Here is a 13,647-nt window from a genome sequence, read left to right on the forward strand (position 1 = left end):
CGTTCGACTCGATCAGCCGGCCTTGCGATCCTGTTTCGCAACATACTCGCGCAGTGCTTTATTGATCGCGCTCTGATAGCCGCGACCGTCCGGCGAGCGTGTTTTGAACCAAGCGACAAGATCGGAATCGAGACGAAGCGTTAGCTGCTGCTTGATTGGCTTGAAATAGGGATTTCGAACAGCGTTCTGCCAGAAATCTTCGGTCAATTCGGGAATATCGCTTGTATCGACATTGCCTTCGGGTAGCGCGCTCAGCGATGCGATTTCCGCCTTCTGAGTTTCGTCAGGGGAGGCGGATTTGTCGGGTCAAACTTATATCGAACGATTTTGCGCATAACGTCTTTTTTCCGTTGTTGTGGCCCTCGGCGCGGAAATGATGCGGATCACGTCAATCCCGTCTTCTGCTCGATCGGCATGGGCGACCAACAGCACAAAGGAAACCCTCGACTACGCCCGTTGTTTGCCATCGGTACTCGCCGTCCTCGACTCTGTCCTGCTCGGTCACCGCAAAGGGATCGGTGAAAACGCGAATGGCCGTCTCGAAACTCACACCATGTTTGCGCAGATTCGACCTAGCCTTACGTCAAGGCGGCGGATCGTCGGGCCGCTTCATGATGTTCTGCTGTTCCCACCCGTATAGCCAGTCCAAATCCGCCGCGAGCTTCTCTCCCGGCCGCGTCGCCAGGAGCAGATTGCGCGCCAATGCCACCGGTCCCCGGGCGTGCCAGGCGAGGCGGTTGAGAGCGCCGCGTTTCAGCACCTTTTCGATGCGCGGTCGTCTCAGCTTCTCCCACGTGGTGAGGCTTTGCGTCAGGTCGCCGGGGAAGTCGGCAAGGAAATCAGCAAGCATTGCGGCGTCCTCGATCGCCATGGCGGCACCTTGCGCCGCGAACGGGGTCATCGCATGTGCGGCGTCGCCGATCAGCGCGATGCCGGCTGGCATCGTCCAGGGCTGCTTCCGTTCGACTGTATGGAGTGGCCAGGTCAGCCATGGGCCAGCCAATTCCACCAGTTTCGCAAGGCCCGCGGCCGTGCCACGCATGGCGCTGGCGAGGATGCCGGGATCGGTGTGTCCGGACCAGCCCTCGGCAATGCGCTCGCCTTTAGTGAAAGCGACAAGATTGAACGCGTCACCCTTGCTCACGGGATAGGCCACCAAATGGAAGCCGGGGTGCAGGAAGGTGGTGACGCAGTCGGGGGCGCCGATCGCGGCATAGGCTCGCCCGGCTTCACTGTCCGCGCTCACCGTCGCGCGCCACGCCAGTTCGCCGGAGAATTGGCTGTTCGCGAGGCCGGCTCCGCCGCCTGGGCCGGCAAGTCTCCGCACCGACGACCAGACGCCGTCGGCGCCAACCAACAGGAAACCCGCTGCCTGGACGGGCTTGCCGTCCACCTCGGCAGTCACGGTGACGCCGTGCGTGCCGGCGGCGATATTGCCGACGCGGGCGCCGGTGGTGAGCTGGATGCCGGGCATTTGTACAACGCGCGCCATCAGGGCGTCTTGCAGATCCGCCCGGTGCGCCACGAGATAGGGCGCCCCCCAGCGTTCCTCGCCGGCGCCGCCAAGCGGCACGCGTGCCAGTTGGCGCAGGCTCGCGGCGTCCTTCAGCACCACGGCTTCCGGCTTGACGGCATTGGCGAGAAGCGTGTCGAGGACGCCAAGCCGGCGCAGAATGCGCGTCGCGTTTGGCGGGAGCTGGATGCCGGCGCCCGCCGCTTCGAGGCGCTTGGCCTGTTCGAACACCCTCACGGGGTAGCCGCGTTCGGCGAAAGCGATCGCCGCCGTCAGCCCGGCGATGCCAGCCCCGGCAATCACGACCTGCCGGGACCGCGTCTCGCTCATGATCGGGAGGTCAGGCGGCCTGGTCGATGTAGAGGCAGCCCGCCGGCAGCGTTTCCGTCGCCTTCAGCTTCGGCGAATAGCGGTAGAGGGTCGAGCAGTAGGGGCAGATTTTCTCATTGTCGTCGCCCATGTCCAGAAACACGTGCGGATGATCGAAAGGCGGGTTGGCGCCCGTGCACATGAATTCCTTGACCCCGATGTCGATTGCCGGATGGCCCGCATCGTTCTGGAAATGGGGAATGGAACCGCCTGCCATCGTCGTCTCCTTAACGCAGTCTCTTCTGCATCTGGATCATATCAAACCTCTTTGCAAGGTCGATGAAATCAAACTGTCGCAAAAGCCTGTCAGAGAACTGTCGCAAAAGCCTGCCACAGGATAAGTTAAGCCGGTTAACCGGCCGAGGCGGGCGGAAGAGCAGGAATCATGAACGAACTGAAGCCGGTACAGAGCGAATTCAACAACATCACGGCAGCCAGCCCGGAAGGCAATCCGGACCGTTTCGTCAACCGCGAGTTCTCCTGGTTGCAGTTCAATCGCCGCGTTCTCGAAGAATCGCTGAACACCCATCACCCGCTGCTGGAGCGCGTCCGCTTCCTGTCGATCTCGGCCGCCAATCTTGACGAATTCTTCATGGTGCGTGTCGCCGGCCTTGCCGGCCAGGTGCGCGAGGGCATCGTGCTGAAGAGCCCGGACGGACGCACCCCAGAACAGCAGCTCGAACAGTTGCTGCGTGAGGTCGAGCGGCTGCAGGAGGACCAGCAGAAGAGCCTTTCGGCACTCACGGTGCTGCTCAACAAGGAAGGCATCGAGAGCATCACCCGTGATGCGCTGACCAAGGACGAGAAGGCTTGGCTGGAAGAGCATTTCCAGGACCAGGTGTTTCCGGTGCTTACGCCGCTGTCGATCGACCCGGCGCATCCGTTCCCGTTCATTCCCAATCTGGGCTTCTCGATGGCGCTGCAGCTTCGCCACCGCAAGAATGGCGAGGAGATGAGCGCGCTGCTGCGCCTGCCGGTGGCGTTGAAGCGCTTTATCCGCCTGCCGGACCGCAAGAACCATGTCCGCTTCATTCCGCTGGAGGAGGCGGTCGGCCTTTACATCGGAAAGCTGTTCCCAGGCTACGAGGTCAAGGGCTCCGGCACGTTCCGCATCATCCGCGACAGCGACATCGAGGTCGAGGAAGAATCGGAAGACCTGGTGCGGTTGTTCGAAACCGCGCTGAAGCGTCGCCGCCGCGGTTCGGTCATCCGCATCGAATTCGACATGTTGATGCCGGGAGAATTGCGCGATTTCGTCGCCGGCGAGCTTGGCGTCTCGTCGAGCCGCATCAGCGTACTCACGGGCCCGCTGGCGCTCAGCCAGATATCCGAGATCGTCTCCGTTCCCCGCGACGACCTGAAATTCACGCCCTACAATCCGCGCTTTCCCGAGCGCATCCGCGAGCATGGCGGCGACTGTTTTGCCGCCATCCGCGAGAAGGACATCGTCGTCCATCACCCCTACGAGTCGTTCGACGTGGTGGTGCAGTTCCTGCGCCAGGCAATGGCTGACCCCGAAGTGGTCGCAATCAAGCAGACGCTCTATCGCACCTCCAATGACAGCCCGATCGTGCGTGCGCTTGTCGACGCGGCCGAGGCCGGCAAGTCGGTGACGGCGCTGGTCGAGCTCAAGGCCCGTTTCGACGAGGAGGCCAACATCCGCTGGGCGCGCGATCTCGAACGCGCCGGCGTGCAGGTCGTGTTCGGTTTCCTCGAACTCAAGACCCACGCCAAGATGTCGCTGGTGGTGCGGCGCGAGGACGGCAAGCTGCGCAACTACGTCCATCTCGGCACCGGCAACTACCATCCGGTGACCGCGCGCATCTACACCGACCTTTCCTTCTTCACCACCGATCCGACGATCGCCCGCGACGTCGCCCAGCTGTTCAATTTTATCACCGGCTATGCCGAGCCGACCGCCGAAATGCGGCTGGCGATCTCGCCGTTCACGCTGAGAAGCCGCATCCTCAAGCACATTTCAGACGAGGTCACCCATGCGTTGGAAGGACGGCCGGCGCGCATCTGGATGAAGATGAACGCGCTCGTCGATCCCATCATCATCGATGCGCTCTACGACGCCAGCCGCGTCGGTGTGGAAATCGACCTTGTCGTGCGCGGCATATGCTGTCTGCGGCCGCAGGTGCCGGGCCTGTCGGAGAACATCAGGGTCAAGTCGATCGTCGGCCGGTTCCTCGAGCACAGCCGCATCTATTGCTTCGGCAACGGCCATGGCCTTCCCTCGGACGAGGCGATTGTCTACATCTCCTCGGCGGACCTGATGCCGCGCAATCTCGACCGCCGCGTCGAGACCATGGTGCCGATCACCAATCCAACTGTGCATGAACAGATTCTGGGCCAGATCATGCTCGGCAACATCATGGACAATCAGCAAAGTTTCGACGTATTGGCTGATGGAACCTCCCGGCGCGTGGTGCTGGAGGAGGGCGAGGAACCGTTCAACGCGCAGGAATATTTCATGACCAATCCGAGCCTGTCGGGACGGGGTGACGCGCTGAAATCGCATGCGCCCAAGCGTATCGCGCAGTTCAAGCGCCGCAAGAAGAACGCCGCCAGCTGATGCTGTCCAATTCCCAGGGCCGGCTGCAGGACCGCCGACCGCTGTCCATCATCGACATCGGGTCCAATTCGGTCCGTCTTGTCGTCTATGAGGGGCTGGCGCGTTCGCCGACCACGCTGTTCAACGAAAAGATGCTGGCGGGCCTCGGCCGCGGCATCGTGTCGACGGGGAAGCTCGACCCCGAGGGGGTGGCGCGCTCGATGGAGGAGTTTCGCCGTTTCCGCGCGCTCTCCGACCAGGCGGGTGCCGAACACATGTACGTGCTGGCGACCGCCGCCGCCCGCGAGGCGATCAACGGTCCCGATTTCATCCATCGGGCCGAGGATGTGCTCAAGACTGAAATCCGCGTGCTCTCCGGCCGCCAGGAAGCGCATTACTCCGCGCTTGGCGTCATCTCCGGTTTCCATCCGGCCAACGGCATTGCCGGCGACCTTGGCGGCGGCAGCCTGGAGCTTATCGACATCGACGGCGAGGCGATCGGCGACGGCATCACGCTGCCGCTTGGCGGCCTGCGCCTGCAGGACATGGCGAAGAACTCGCTCGTCCAGGCGCAGAAGATCGCGCGCCAGGAATTGGCCCGGGCCAAGCTCTTGAAGGGTGGGCAGGGCAGGACTTTTTACGCTGTCGGCGGCACCTGGCGAAATCTTGCCAGGCTGCACATGGAGATGAACAACTATCCGCTCGGCGTCATGCACCACTACGAGATATCGGCCGAAAGTGCTCAAACCTTCCTCAAGCAGGTAGCTAGCGGCGAGGTCGAAAAGGTGAGGGGTATCGAGGGCGTGTCCAAGAACCGCCGCTCGCTGCTGCCATACGGCGCTCTCGTGCTGCAGGAAATCATGACGGCGATGCAGCCGTCCAGGATTGTCGTTTCGGCGCAAGGCGTGCGCGAAGGTTTTCTCTATTCGCTGCTCGACGCGGCCGAGCAGAAGGCCGATCCGCTGATCTCGGCCGCCGAGGAGCTTGCGCTTTTGCGCTCGCGTTCGGTCCATCACGCGCATGATCTGGTCGAATGGACAGGCAAGGCCTTCAAGGCGTTCGGCATCGACGAGACGGAAGACGAAGCGCGCTATCGCCACGCCGCCTGCCTGCTCGCCGATATCGGCTGGCGCGCTCATCCGGAATATCGCGGCAAGCAGTCGCTCAACATCATCGCGCATGCGTCCTTCATCGGTGTCGATCATCCCGGCCGCGCCTATCTGGCGCTGACCAACGCCTACCGTCATGACGGCGTCTTCAATGAATTGGTGGCGCCCGAAATCAAGGCGCTGGCGCCGCCGCGCCTGTTGGAGCGCGCCCGCGTGCTGGCGGCGATGATGCGCGTCGTCTACCTGCTGACGGCCGCGATGCCTGGCATCATGCCGAGGCTGAAATGGGAAAGTCGCCCTAACGGCGCGCTGGCGCTGGTGCTGCCGGCTTCGCTTTCCGACCTCTACGGCGAGCGCCCGGCCGGCCGGCTGGCGCAGCTGGCGCGCATCACCAACCGCCGCTTGGAACTGGCGATCGAGGGCGGGCAGAGCGTGTCGGTCAAATAGTCAAGTCGCGTCGGCGCCGATGCCGAAGCCCCGCCCGTCGGCCGACCATGCGCCAGCGCCGGCCATGGCAAGGGCCAGGAAGCCGCCCGCGATGGCGATGTCCTTCATCAGCATCTGCTGATGCATGAAGGCGAGCGTCGCATCGCCGGCGCCTTGGCCGTAATGGCCGATGAAGCCCGCCACGATGCAGAAGGCGGCCAGCAGCAGCGCCACGATCCGTGTCTGAAAGCCAACGAGGATCAGCAGCCCCGCGATCAGTTCGAACAGGCCGGTGGCCCAGGCGGCGAGCGCGGGCAGCGGCAGGCCAAGGCCGGAGAAATAGCTGGTGGTCCCAGCAACGTTGGCGAGCGCCTGGAAGCCGGACGGCACGAACAGCACGGCAAACAGCAGCCGCGAAACCATAAGCAATGCATTGCGACCCATGGCACCCTCCCTTGCCGGCACGGTCACCGGCGACCATCGCAGTCTACGCCTATGATCACACAACGAAAAAGCGGCGCGGAAAATTCCGCGCCGCTTGTTTCGGGCCCTTGGTAGGGGAAGCCTTAGCCGCGCCTGGCGTCGATGGAATACGCGCCTGCACCCGAGGAGGCCAGCAGCAGGAAGCCGCCGGTGATGGCGACGTTCTTGAGAAACTGGATCATCTGCATCTGGTCGGCCCAGCCGGTGTGGGCGACCAGACCGGTTGCGATTGTGAAGATCGCCAGTACCCAGGCGGCGATCCTGGTCTGGAAACCGACGAGGACGGCAAGGCCGCCAAGCAGCTCGATCAGGCCGACGATGACGGCTGTCGCCGTCGGTGCCGGCAGGCCGAGGCCACCGAAATAGGCGGCCGTGCCGGAAATGGCGGATAGTTTGCCGAATCCGGAAAGCAGGAAAATGACTGCGAGCAGGATACGGCCGAGCAGGATGGTGACAGAACTGTTGGACGCGGTGCCGGCGGCGGAAGTGTTGATGGACATGGTGGCTCTCCGATTGGTTTGAATGGCCACTCAGATAGACGATGCCGACTGTTCACCAAAGACAGCTATGCGGCGACACATTGTTCACGGGACATACATTTCCGTGATCGGGCAGGAGGCGCGAAATTCGTGTCGGACGATGTGGTGGCGGGAGTAAATTCTCCCGCCGAAAAATGTCAGCCGTGGTCCGACGCAATTCCGGACGGAAAACCGCTTTGCACTTTTCCTGGAATCGCTTCACCCCGGATGCGTCATGTCCTCCGGCCGCACCAGGCGGTCATAGTCGGCCTCGCTGACCAGCCCGGTTGCCAGTGCTTCCTCCCGCAAGGTCGTGCCGTTCTTGTGCGCGGTTTTGGCGATTTTGGCGGCGTTGTCGTAGCCGATGGTGGGAGCAAGCGCCGTGACCAGCATCAGTGAACGGTCGAGGGCCGCCTTGATGTTGTCCTCTCGCGCCTCGATGCCGATTACGCAATTGTCGGTGAAGGAGACCGATGCGTCGGCCAGCAACTGCACCGACTGGAGGAAGTTGTAGGCCATCAGCGGATTGTAGACGTTGAGCTCGAAATGGCCCTGGCTGCCGGCGAAGGTCAGTGCCGCATTGTTGCCGAAGACCTGCACGCAAACTTGCGTCATCGCCTCGCACTGCGTCGGGTTGACCTTGCCCGGCATAATCGAGGAGCCGGGCTCGTTTTCCGGCAGCGACAATTCGCCGAGGCCCGAGCGCGGGCCGGAGCCGAGAAAGCGGATGTCGTTGGCGATCTTGAACAGTGCCGCCGCCGCCGCGTTGATGGCGCCGTGCGAGAACACCATGGAATCGTGTGCCGCCAGCGCTTCGAACTTGTTCGGCGCGGTGACGAAGGCGATGCCTGATATGGCGGCGATACGATCGGCCACCCGCTCGGCGAATCCGACCGGCGCATTGAGGCCGGTGCCGACGGCAGTGCCGCCTTGCGCCAATTCCTGCAGGCCGGGCAGCGTCAATTCGATGCGTTTGATCGACGATGCGACCTGCGCCGCGTAGCCGGAGAATTCCTGGCCCAGCGTCAGTGGCGTGGCATCCTGCGTATGGGTGCGGCCGATCTTGATGATGTGATTGAAGTCCCGGCTCTTGGCGGCGAGCGCCTTATGCAGGTGCTTCAGCGCCGGCAAGAGGTCGTGCACGATCCGCTCGGCGCAGGCGATATGCATCGCCGTCGGATAGGTGTCGTTCGACGACTGGCTCATATTGACGTGGTCGTTGGGGTGCACCGGCTTTTTCGAGCCCATGACGCCGCCCAGCATTTCGATCGCGCGATTCGAGATCACTTCATTGGCGTTCATGTTGGACTGCGTGCCCGAACCGGTCTGCCAGACCACCAGCGGGAAGTGGTCGTTGAGCTTGCCGTCGATGACCTCTTGCGCGGCCTCGATGATTGCCTTGCCGATGACCGGATCGAGCCGCTTGAGCTCCATATTGGCTTCAGCCGCCGCCCGCTTGACGATACCCAGCGCGCGCACGATCGAAGCCGGCTGCTTTTCCCAGCCGATCTTGAAATTGCCCAGCGAACGCTGCGCCTGGGCGCCCCAATACCGGCCGGCGGCAACCTCGATGGAGCCGAACGTATCGGTTTCGGTTCTGGTTTTTTCAGCGCTCACTGGGTCTCTCCTGTCGAAGCCGGCAACGGCGTATCGCGTTGCACAACGGGCTTCAAGCGGAGAATGTGTGCGACTGAGATGCAAATCGGTTGAAGATGCTTCCGATCTCCCCACTGGAAGTCTTGGAGGAGAGATCGGCAGTTTCGCGTTCTCAACTCAAGGGCGGACCGACAATGTCGATGCCATTTTCCGCGCAGATCCGCACCAGAGCCTCGATCATCTGCGGCGTCGGCTCCGACAGCGGCGGCAATTGTGGCTGTTGGGCGGGACGGCTGGTCTGACGCAGCATCGTCTCGAAATCGGAGCCGCGCGTGATGGTCAAGGTGCGCGCGCCGTCCTGGGATTCGACCCTGTATGTGTGCGGCAGGCCTTTCGGCGCGATGATGATTTCGCCAGGACCGGCGATCTGGTCGCGGCCGTCGATCCGAAAGCGCAGCTGTCCCTCCAGGACATGAAACACCTCGTCCTCGTGCCGATGCACATGCAGCGGCGGAGAATCGCCATGGGGCATGCGGTGCTCGACGACACAGATGCCGTCCTCGCCCTCCGCCGAGGAGAGCCGAATGGCAACCAGTGTGTTGTTGAACCAGAAGAGTTCCTTGCCTGCGATCGTGCTGTTGATCATTGTCATGACGGCTCTCCCTTGTGCTTGCGGTGCCGACCGAGCGGCGTCTGCGGCTACCTGACCAAGGATTGGCGGGCGATGGAAATCGAATGATCGTATGGGGCGGATTGATGCCATGAATTTAAATGCGCTCGACCTCAATCTCGTCAGGGTGCTCGATGCGCTTTTACGTGAACGAAGCGTGACGCGCGCCGGCGAGCAGATCGGGCTGAGCCAGCCCGCCGTGAGCGCGGCGCTCAATCGCCTGCGTCATGTCCTCAACGACCAGCTGTTTGTGCGGCGCGGCAACGACATGGTGCCGACCCCGCGCGCCGAAAGCCTGACGGAGCCGGTGCGCGCGGCACTGCGCGAGATCGAACGCGTTTTCCAGACTGGCAAGGACTTCGATCCTGCCGGGTTGGAGCGAACCTTCACCTTCATGGGCGCGGATTTCTTCTCCATGCTGCTGATGCCGCCGCTGGCGGCGCGCATCGCGGCGATGGCGCCCGGCGTGTCGTTTCGCTTTCTGGACAGCGCGCGCGGCGACGTTTCGAGGTTGCTCCAGGACGATGAAATCGACGCTGCCCTCGAACGCCCGCTGGAGGTTCCCGACTGGGTCTCCAGCACGCCACTGTTCGATTCGCCATTCGCAATCATTGCCGCGAGGGACAATACCACGATCAAGCAAGCCGGGATCGCGGACGGCGAGCCTTTGCCGATAGAGCTTTTCTGCGAATTGCCGCATGTTCTTCGCTCCATCGACGGTTCGATGTCGGGCTCTACCGACGCGGCGCTGGACAAGATCGGGCTGAAGCGCCGGGTGAGCCTCGCCTTACCGCATTTTCAGGCAGTCGCACTGGCGGTAGCCAGCGGAAACCACCTTGCCGCCGTTCCCAGACAGTTCGCGGTAGCAGCGGTCAAGAGCTTGCCGGTCGTGATCTACCAACCGCCGTTCGCGATTGCGGTGCCGGAAGTCAGGATGTACTGGCACGCCCGCCATGACGATGAGCCGCCGCACCGCTGGATTCGCAATCAGATCCTCGAAGCTGTCGAGGCGCTCGGCTTCAGGGATCTCGACGGCGATGAAACGACCGGTTCCCGGACCTAGGCTTCATCCAGCCGTGTAACCGCCATCCACCGCAAAAATCACCCGTGGGTGGTCGAGCGCTTTTGGGTTGCCAGCCGCGCGGCGACATAGCCCTTGACCTGCCGGATCGCCTGTTCGCGCGAGACGCTGCCCGGCTGCAGGCCAAGGCGAAGCCAAAGTCCGTCGATCAAGGCCGTGACGCCAAGCGCGATGTCGTCGGCCTCGCCGGGTGAGGCGAGGCCGCGCAGGCCAGATAACAGGTTCGAGCGCATGCGCCCGTGGATCACCTTCTGGATGCGCGCCAGCTTTTCATCGCGCGGCACCTCGGCACAGAGCGAAAGCCAGGCATGGCAAAGAGGCGGCAGGAAGAGATGCTCCTCGAAATTGCCCTCGATCACCGCATCCAGGCGTTCCATCGACGTCCGTGCCTGGCGAAGCCTTGCGACCACCGCATTGCACAGGACCGCGTTGGCCTCGCGCATCGCGTGCTCGAACAATTCCTGCTTGTTACGGAAATAGTGCAGCACGATGCCTTTGGAGGCGCCGGCATGGGCAGCGACCTTTTCCAGCGTGGCCCCCGCAATGCCTTCGCGCTCCAGAACCGCGAAGGCCGCCTGCCGCAATTCCTTGCGGCGTATGTCGCCAAGCCGCTTCAGTTTCACGAGATTGTTCCATGCATCACGAATCCACGTTGACATTTTCGTCCCGCGAGATCAATCATTGACCAGTGGGATAATAAAAAGACCGATTGGTCAATTTGAGCAATGAGGAGAACGGAAATGTTGCGCATCCTTGCAGGTGGTGCCTGTCTTGCCGCGCTGGTCTTGGCCTCGCAGGCGGCCCAGGCGGCGGACCCCGAGCAATGCCGGGCGGTCCGCATGGCCGAGCCTGGCTGGAACGATCTCGCTTTCACCACGGGGGTGGGCAACGTGCTCCTGCAAGCGCTCGGCTATCAGCCACAGAGCGAGGTGCTCGGCATCAACGTCATCTACGAAGGCATGAAGAACCGGGATCTCGACCTGTTCCTGGGTTACTGGGACCCGGCGATGGTCACTTATTACGAGCCCTACAAGAAGGACGGCTCGATCGAGAATGTGGGTGTCAATCTCGTCGGCGCCAAATACACCTTCGCCGTGCCGACCTATGTCTGGGAGGCAGGGGTCAAGGACGTCTCCGACCTGCACAAGTTCGCCGACAAGTTCGGCAAAAAGATGTATGGCATCGAGCCCGGCTCCAACCAGCTGATGATGGATGCCATCGCCGATCCGGCCTTCCGCCTCGATGGCTGGCACGTGGTCGAGTCCAGCGAAGCCGGCATGCTGTCGGAGGTCGGTTACGAGATCAAGGAGAAGCAGTTCATCGTCTTCCAGGGCTGGGCGCCACATCCGATGAACACCATGTATGACTTCAAGTACCTGACCGGCGGCGACAAGTTCTTCGGCCCGAATTTCGGCGCCGCGACGGTGACGACGCAGGTGCGCAAGGGCTACCTGCAGGAATGTCCGAACGTAGCGCAGTTCCTCAGGAACCTCGCCTTCGACATCGACTTCGAGAATGTCGGCATGGGCTACCTCATCAATGACGGCATGAAGCCGGAGGACGGGGCGCTGAAGGCGATCACGCTGAACAAGAACCGCCTCGATGCCTGGCTCGCCGGTGTCACGACTTTCGATGGCAAACCTGGTCTTGCCACCGTCAAGGAAAAGCTCGGCCTGTGAGACCACCGGACGCCTTGCCCATTGCCGGAGTGGAACAGGACGCCTGGGCTGGCCGCAAGCAATGGATCAATGCCGGCGATCTTGACATCGCCTATGTCGAGATCGCCGGCGCCGGGCCGCCGCTGTTGCTGGTTCATGGTTTCACGGATACCAGCCGCAGCTTTTCGCTGCTGGCGCCGCACCTAGCCGGACGCCGGCTGATCATGCCCGATCTGCGCGGCCATGGTGCCTCGCAGGCGGGCGACGGCTGCCGCGTCGCGGATTTCGCCGAGGATATTGCAGGGTTGATCCGGCATCTGCGGTTGGACCAGCCTGTCGTCGTTGGTCATTCCCTGGGCGGCATGGTGGCGATTGCATTGGCCGCGCGGCAGCCGGACCTCATCGGTGGCCTGGTCGTGCTGGCCAGCACGCTGAAGCCCGGTTTCACGCCGGACCATCCGCTGCCGGTCGGCATCCAGGATTTGCGCGACCCGCTATCGCCGGCCGACCCGTTCTACGACTGGTGGCATGCCTGCCGGTCCTCGGTGCCGCGGCCGTTTCTCGCTGGCCTGGCGAAGGAAGCTTCCGCCATGCCGGTGGCCCGCTGGCGCGCCATTCTGGAGGAAGTCCGCATCACGGACCTAATAGCCGAGGCGCGGACCGTGCGGGCCAGGGCGCTGATCATCGCCGGCGCCTGCGACCCGCTTTTCGGCGAAGCGCACCAGCAGGCTTTGGCCGAGGCGCTGACCGGATCCCGTCTCGTCTGGGCGCCAAATTGCGGTCACAATCCGCATTGGGAGGATCCGGCCTTTGTCGCCTCCGCGATCTCGGGGATGTTGTCCGGCCGCTGATCACCTCAACAGCGATCGAGCCGTGGGCACCAGCCGCAACGTCTCGGCCGGCTTCGTGCTGACGGCTTGCATGCTCTGGCCGAGCGCCCGCCACGCCGGCGAAACGGCGAGGCGATGGCTGGCATCGGCGTTGTGGAAGGCGGTAACGGCGACGAAGACGTTTTCTCCGGCGCGCACGGGAAGTCGAGGGAACGTATTTGCGGCCGGCTCCGTCAGGAAAGCGCCGAGCAGACGCGCGCCGTTCTGGGCAATTCGCACAACCATCTCCGCCCGGAAACGCCCGGCGAAGTCGGCGCCGGTGCCCGGCCGCAAATGATGAATCGAAATCTCAACCAGGCCAGGCAACCAATTCCGATCGCTTGTGCCTTTGGGCGCCGTTGGCCGGCGCGGTCCCGACAGATCGAAGCCGGCGTCCGGCCAGGCCGGTCGCAGCAGCAACACATCGTCGGAATCGATCATCGTCGCATTAGCGGCATCACGGTGCGCCGCCCATACAGGGCCGTCATAGAATGCGCCGAGAGCATCCTTTCGGGCATCCATGCTGTCGAAGCCGCGCATCCAGACGAACATGTCGGGACGATCGAGGTCGCGGAATTGGCCAATAATCGTCATCCCCGCATCTTCCTGGCTTTCGATGAACTCCGTGTCGAAGATCTCGATCAACGTTTCGCGCCGGCCGGGTTTCAATGTGTACTGGCGCAATTCGACGATCGGCGAGGCGAGTGCAGCGGGCTTCGGCATGGCATTCAGGGTCGGCTTCATCGGGCGTTCTCCAAAACAGGTTGATCATCCTGTTTATAAACAGACCGGTTGCCC

15 protein-coding genes are annotated in these 13,647 nt (G+C 62.9%); 5 read left to right on the forward strand and 10 right to left on the reverse strand.

The window, feature by feature from the left end; genetic code table 11:
• Positions 1 to 12 precede the first annotated feature (12 nt).
• The 4 genes from FJ434_RS30235 to FJ434_RS15825 all read right to left on the reverse strand — a co-directional run bounded on the left by FJ434_RS30235 (position 13) and on the right by FJ434_RS15825 (position 2,099).
• Positions 13 to 207 (reverse strand): BrnA antitoxin family protein, encoded by a 195-nt coding sequence (locus FJ434_RS30235; protein ID WP_210243280.1) that lies wholly within the window; start codon positions 205 to 207, stop codon positions 13 to 15.
• Positions 208 to 388: 181 nt separating this feature from the next.
• Complete coding sequence (locus FJ434_RS30610; RefSeq protein ID WP_348640749.1) at positions 389 to 550, reverse strand: BrnT family toxin; 162 nt, start codon at positions 548 to 550, stop codon at positions 389 to 391.
• A 33-nt stretch (positions 551 to 583) separates the two neighbouring features.
• A complete protein-coding gene (locus tag FJ434_RS15820; RefSeq protein ID WP_140749236.1) occupies positions 584 to 1,843 on the reverse strand; it encodes an FAD-dependent monooxygenase in 1,260 nt (419 codons plus the stop codon).
• Positions 1,844 to 1,853: 10 nt separating this feature from the next.
• Entirely contained in the window at positions 1,854 to 2,099 is a 246-nt protein-coding gene (locus FJ434_RS15825) for a zinc-finger domain-containing protein (protein WP_140714122.1), read from the reverse strand.
• 168 nt (positions 2,100 to 2,267) lie between these two features.
• Here FJ434_RS15825 and FJ434_RS15830 point away from each other — a divergent pair, with 168 nt between their 5' ends.
• Together FJ434_RS15830 and ppx are read left to right on the forward strand one after the other, a co-directional pair.
• A complete protein-coding gene (locus FJ434_RS15830) occupies positions 2,268 to 4,460 on the forward strand; it encodes an RNA degradosome polyphosphate kinase (protein ID WP_140507424.1) in 2,193 nt (730 codons plus the stop codon).
• The gene (ppx, locus tag FJ434_RS15835; RefSeq protein WP_140714124.1) at positions 4,460 to 5,995 is read left to right on the forward strand and encodes an exopolyphosphatase; all 1,536 of its coding nucleotides are present in this window, start codon (positions 4,460 to 4,462) and stop codon (positions 5,993 to 5,995) included. The genes FJ434_RS15830 and ppx overlap by 1 nt, the downstream gene beginning before the upstream one ends.
• Here ppx and FJ434_RS15840 read toward each other — a convergent pair whose 3' ends face one another.
• From FJ434_RS15840 to FJ434_RS15855, 4 genes are all read right to left on the reverse strand, one after another.
• The gene (locus FJ434_RS15840) at positions 5,996 to 6,418 is read right to left on the reverse strand and encodes a DoxX family protein (protein ID WP_140749233.1); all 423 of its coding nucleotides are present in this window, start codon (positions 6,416 to 6,418) and stop codon (positions 5,996 to 5,998) included. It lies immediately after the preceding gene.
• A 122-nt stretch (positions 6,419 to 6,540) separates the two neighbouring features.
• Complete coding sequence (locus FJ434_RS15845) at positions 6,541 to 6,957, reverse strand: DoxX family protein (protein WP_140507418.1); 417 nt, start codon at positions 6,955 to 6,957, stop codon at positions 6,541 to 6,543.
• A gap of 237 nt (positions 6,958 to 7,194) precedes the next feature.
• A complete protein-coding gene (gene fumC, locus FJ434_RS15850) occupies positions 7,195 to 8,592 on the reverse strand; it encodes a class II fumarate hydratase (RefSeq protein ID WP_140749230.1) in 1,398 nt (465 codons plus the stop codon).
• A 151-nt stretch (positions 8,593 to 8,743) separates the two neighbouring features.
• Positions 8,744 to 9,223, reverse strand: a complete 480-nt coding sequence (locus tag FJ434_RS15855) for a cupin domain-containing protein (RefSeq protein ID WP_140749227.1) — start codon at positions 9,221 to 9,223, stop codon at positions 8,744 to 8,746.
• A 91-nt stretch (positions 9,224 to 9,314) separates the two neighbouring features.
• On the opposite strand from FJ434_RS15855, the gene FJ434_RS15860 reads away from it, so the two are divergent.
• The gene (locus FJ434_RS15860; protein WP_246678306.1) at positions 9,315 to 10,304 is read left to right on the forward strand and encodes a LysR family transcriptional regulator; all 990 of its coding nucleotides are present in this window, start codon (positions 9,315 to 9,317) and stop codon (positions 10,302 to 10,304) included.
• Between the two features lie 38 nt (positions 10,305 to 10,342).
• Here the strand turns inward: FJ434_RS15860 and betI are convergent, their stop codons facing one another.
• A complete protein-coding gene (gene betI / locus FJ434_RS15865; protein WP_140507410.1) occupies positions 10,343 to 10,981 on the reverse strand; it encodes a transcriptional regulator BetI in 639 nt (212 codons plus the stop codon).
• 81 nt (positions 10,982 to 11,062) lie between these two features.
• Between betI and choX the strand changes: the two genes are divergently transcribed.
• Complete coding sequence (gene choX / locus FJ434_RS15870) at positions 11,063 to 12,001, forward strand: choline ABC transporter substrate-binding protein (protein ID WP_140749224.1); 939 nt, start codon at positions 11,063 to 11,065, stop codon at positions 11,999 to 12,001.
• Positions 11,998 to 12,831, forward strand: a complete 834-nt coding sequence (locus FJ434_RS15875) for an alpha/beta hydrolase (RefSeq protein ID WP_181165962.1) — start codon at positions 11,998 to 12,000, stop codon at positions 12,829 to 12,831. Before choX ends, FJ434_RS15875 begins: the two co-directional genes overlap by 4 nt.
• On the opposite strand, the gene FJ434_RS15880 is transcribed toward FJ434_RS15875, so the two are convergent.
• On the reverse strand, positions 12,832 to 13,593 hold the full coding sequence (locus FJ434_RS15880) for an NIPSNAP family protein (protein WP_140749221.1): 762 nt from the start codon (positions 13,591 to 13,593) through the stop codon (positions 12,832 to 12,834).
• Positions 13,594 to 13,647 lie beyond the last annotated feature (54 nt).

Source organism: Mesorhizobium sp. B2-5-13 (genome assembly GCF_006440535.1).
Lineage (GTDB): Bacteria > Pseudomonadota > Alphaproteobacteria > Rhizobiales > Rhizobiaceae > Mesorhizobium > Mesorhizobium salmacidum.

What these genes read in the sequence shown, in the direction of transcription:
- FJ434_RS15820 (WP_140749236.1), bottom strand. Translation starts at nt 1,843, where the DNA reads ATGAGCGAGACGCGGTCCCGGCAGGTCGTGATTGCCGGGGCTGGCATC.
- FJ434_RS15825 (WP_140714122.1), bottom strand. Translation starts at nt 2,099, where the DNA reads ATGGCAGGCGGTTCCATTCCCCATTTCCAGAACGATGCGGGCCATCCG.
- FJ434_RS15830 (WP_140507424.1), top strand. Translation starts at nt 2,268, where the DNA reads ATGAACGAACTGAAGCCGGTACAGAGCGAATTCAACAACATCACGGCA.
- ppx (WP_140714124.1), top strand. Translation starts at nt 4,460, where the DNA reads ATGCTGTCCAATTCCCAGGGCCGGCTGCAGGACCGCCGACCGCTGTCC.
- FJ434_RS15840 (WP_140749233.1), bottom strand. Translation starts at nt 6,418, where the DNA reads ATGGGTCGCAATGCATTGCTTATGGTTTCGCGGCTGCTGTTTGCCGTG.
- FJ434_RS15845 (WP_140507418.1), bottom strand. Translation starts at nt 6,957, where the DNA reads ATGTCCATCAACACTTCCGCCGCCGGCACCGCGTCCAACAGTTCTGTC.
- FJ434_RS15855 (WP_140749227.1), bottom strand. Translation starts at nt 9,223, where the DNA reads ATGACAATGATCAACAGCACGATCGCAGGCAAGGAACTCTTCTGGTTC.
- FJ434_RS15860 (WP_246678306.1), top strand. Translation starts at nt 9,315, where the DNA reads ATGGGGCGGATTGATGCCATGAATTTAAATGCGCTCGACCTCAATCTC.
- betI (WP_140507410.1), bottom strand. Translation starts at nt 10,981, where the DNA reads ATGTCAACGTGGATTCGTGATGCATGGAACAATCTCGTGAAACTGAAG.
- choX (WP_140749224.1), top strand. Translation starts at nt 11,063, where the DNA reads ATGTTGCGCATCCTTGCAGGTGGTGCCTGTCTTGCCGCGCTGGTCTTG.
- FJ434_RS15880 (WP_140749221.1), bottom strand. Translation starts at nt 13,593, where the DNA reads ATGAAGCCGACCCTGAATGCCATGCCGAAGCCCGCTGCACTCGCCTCG.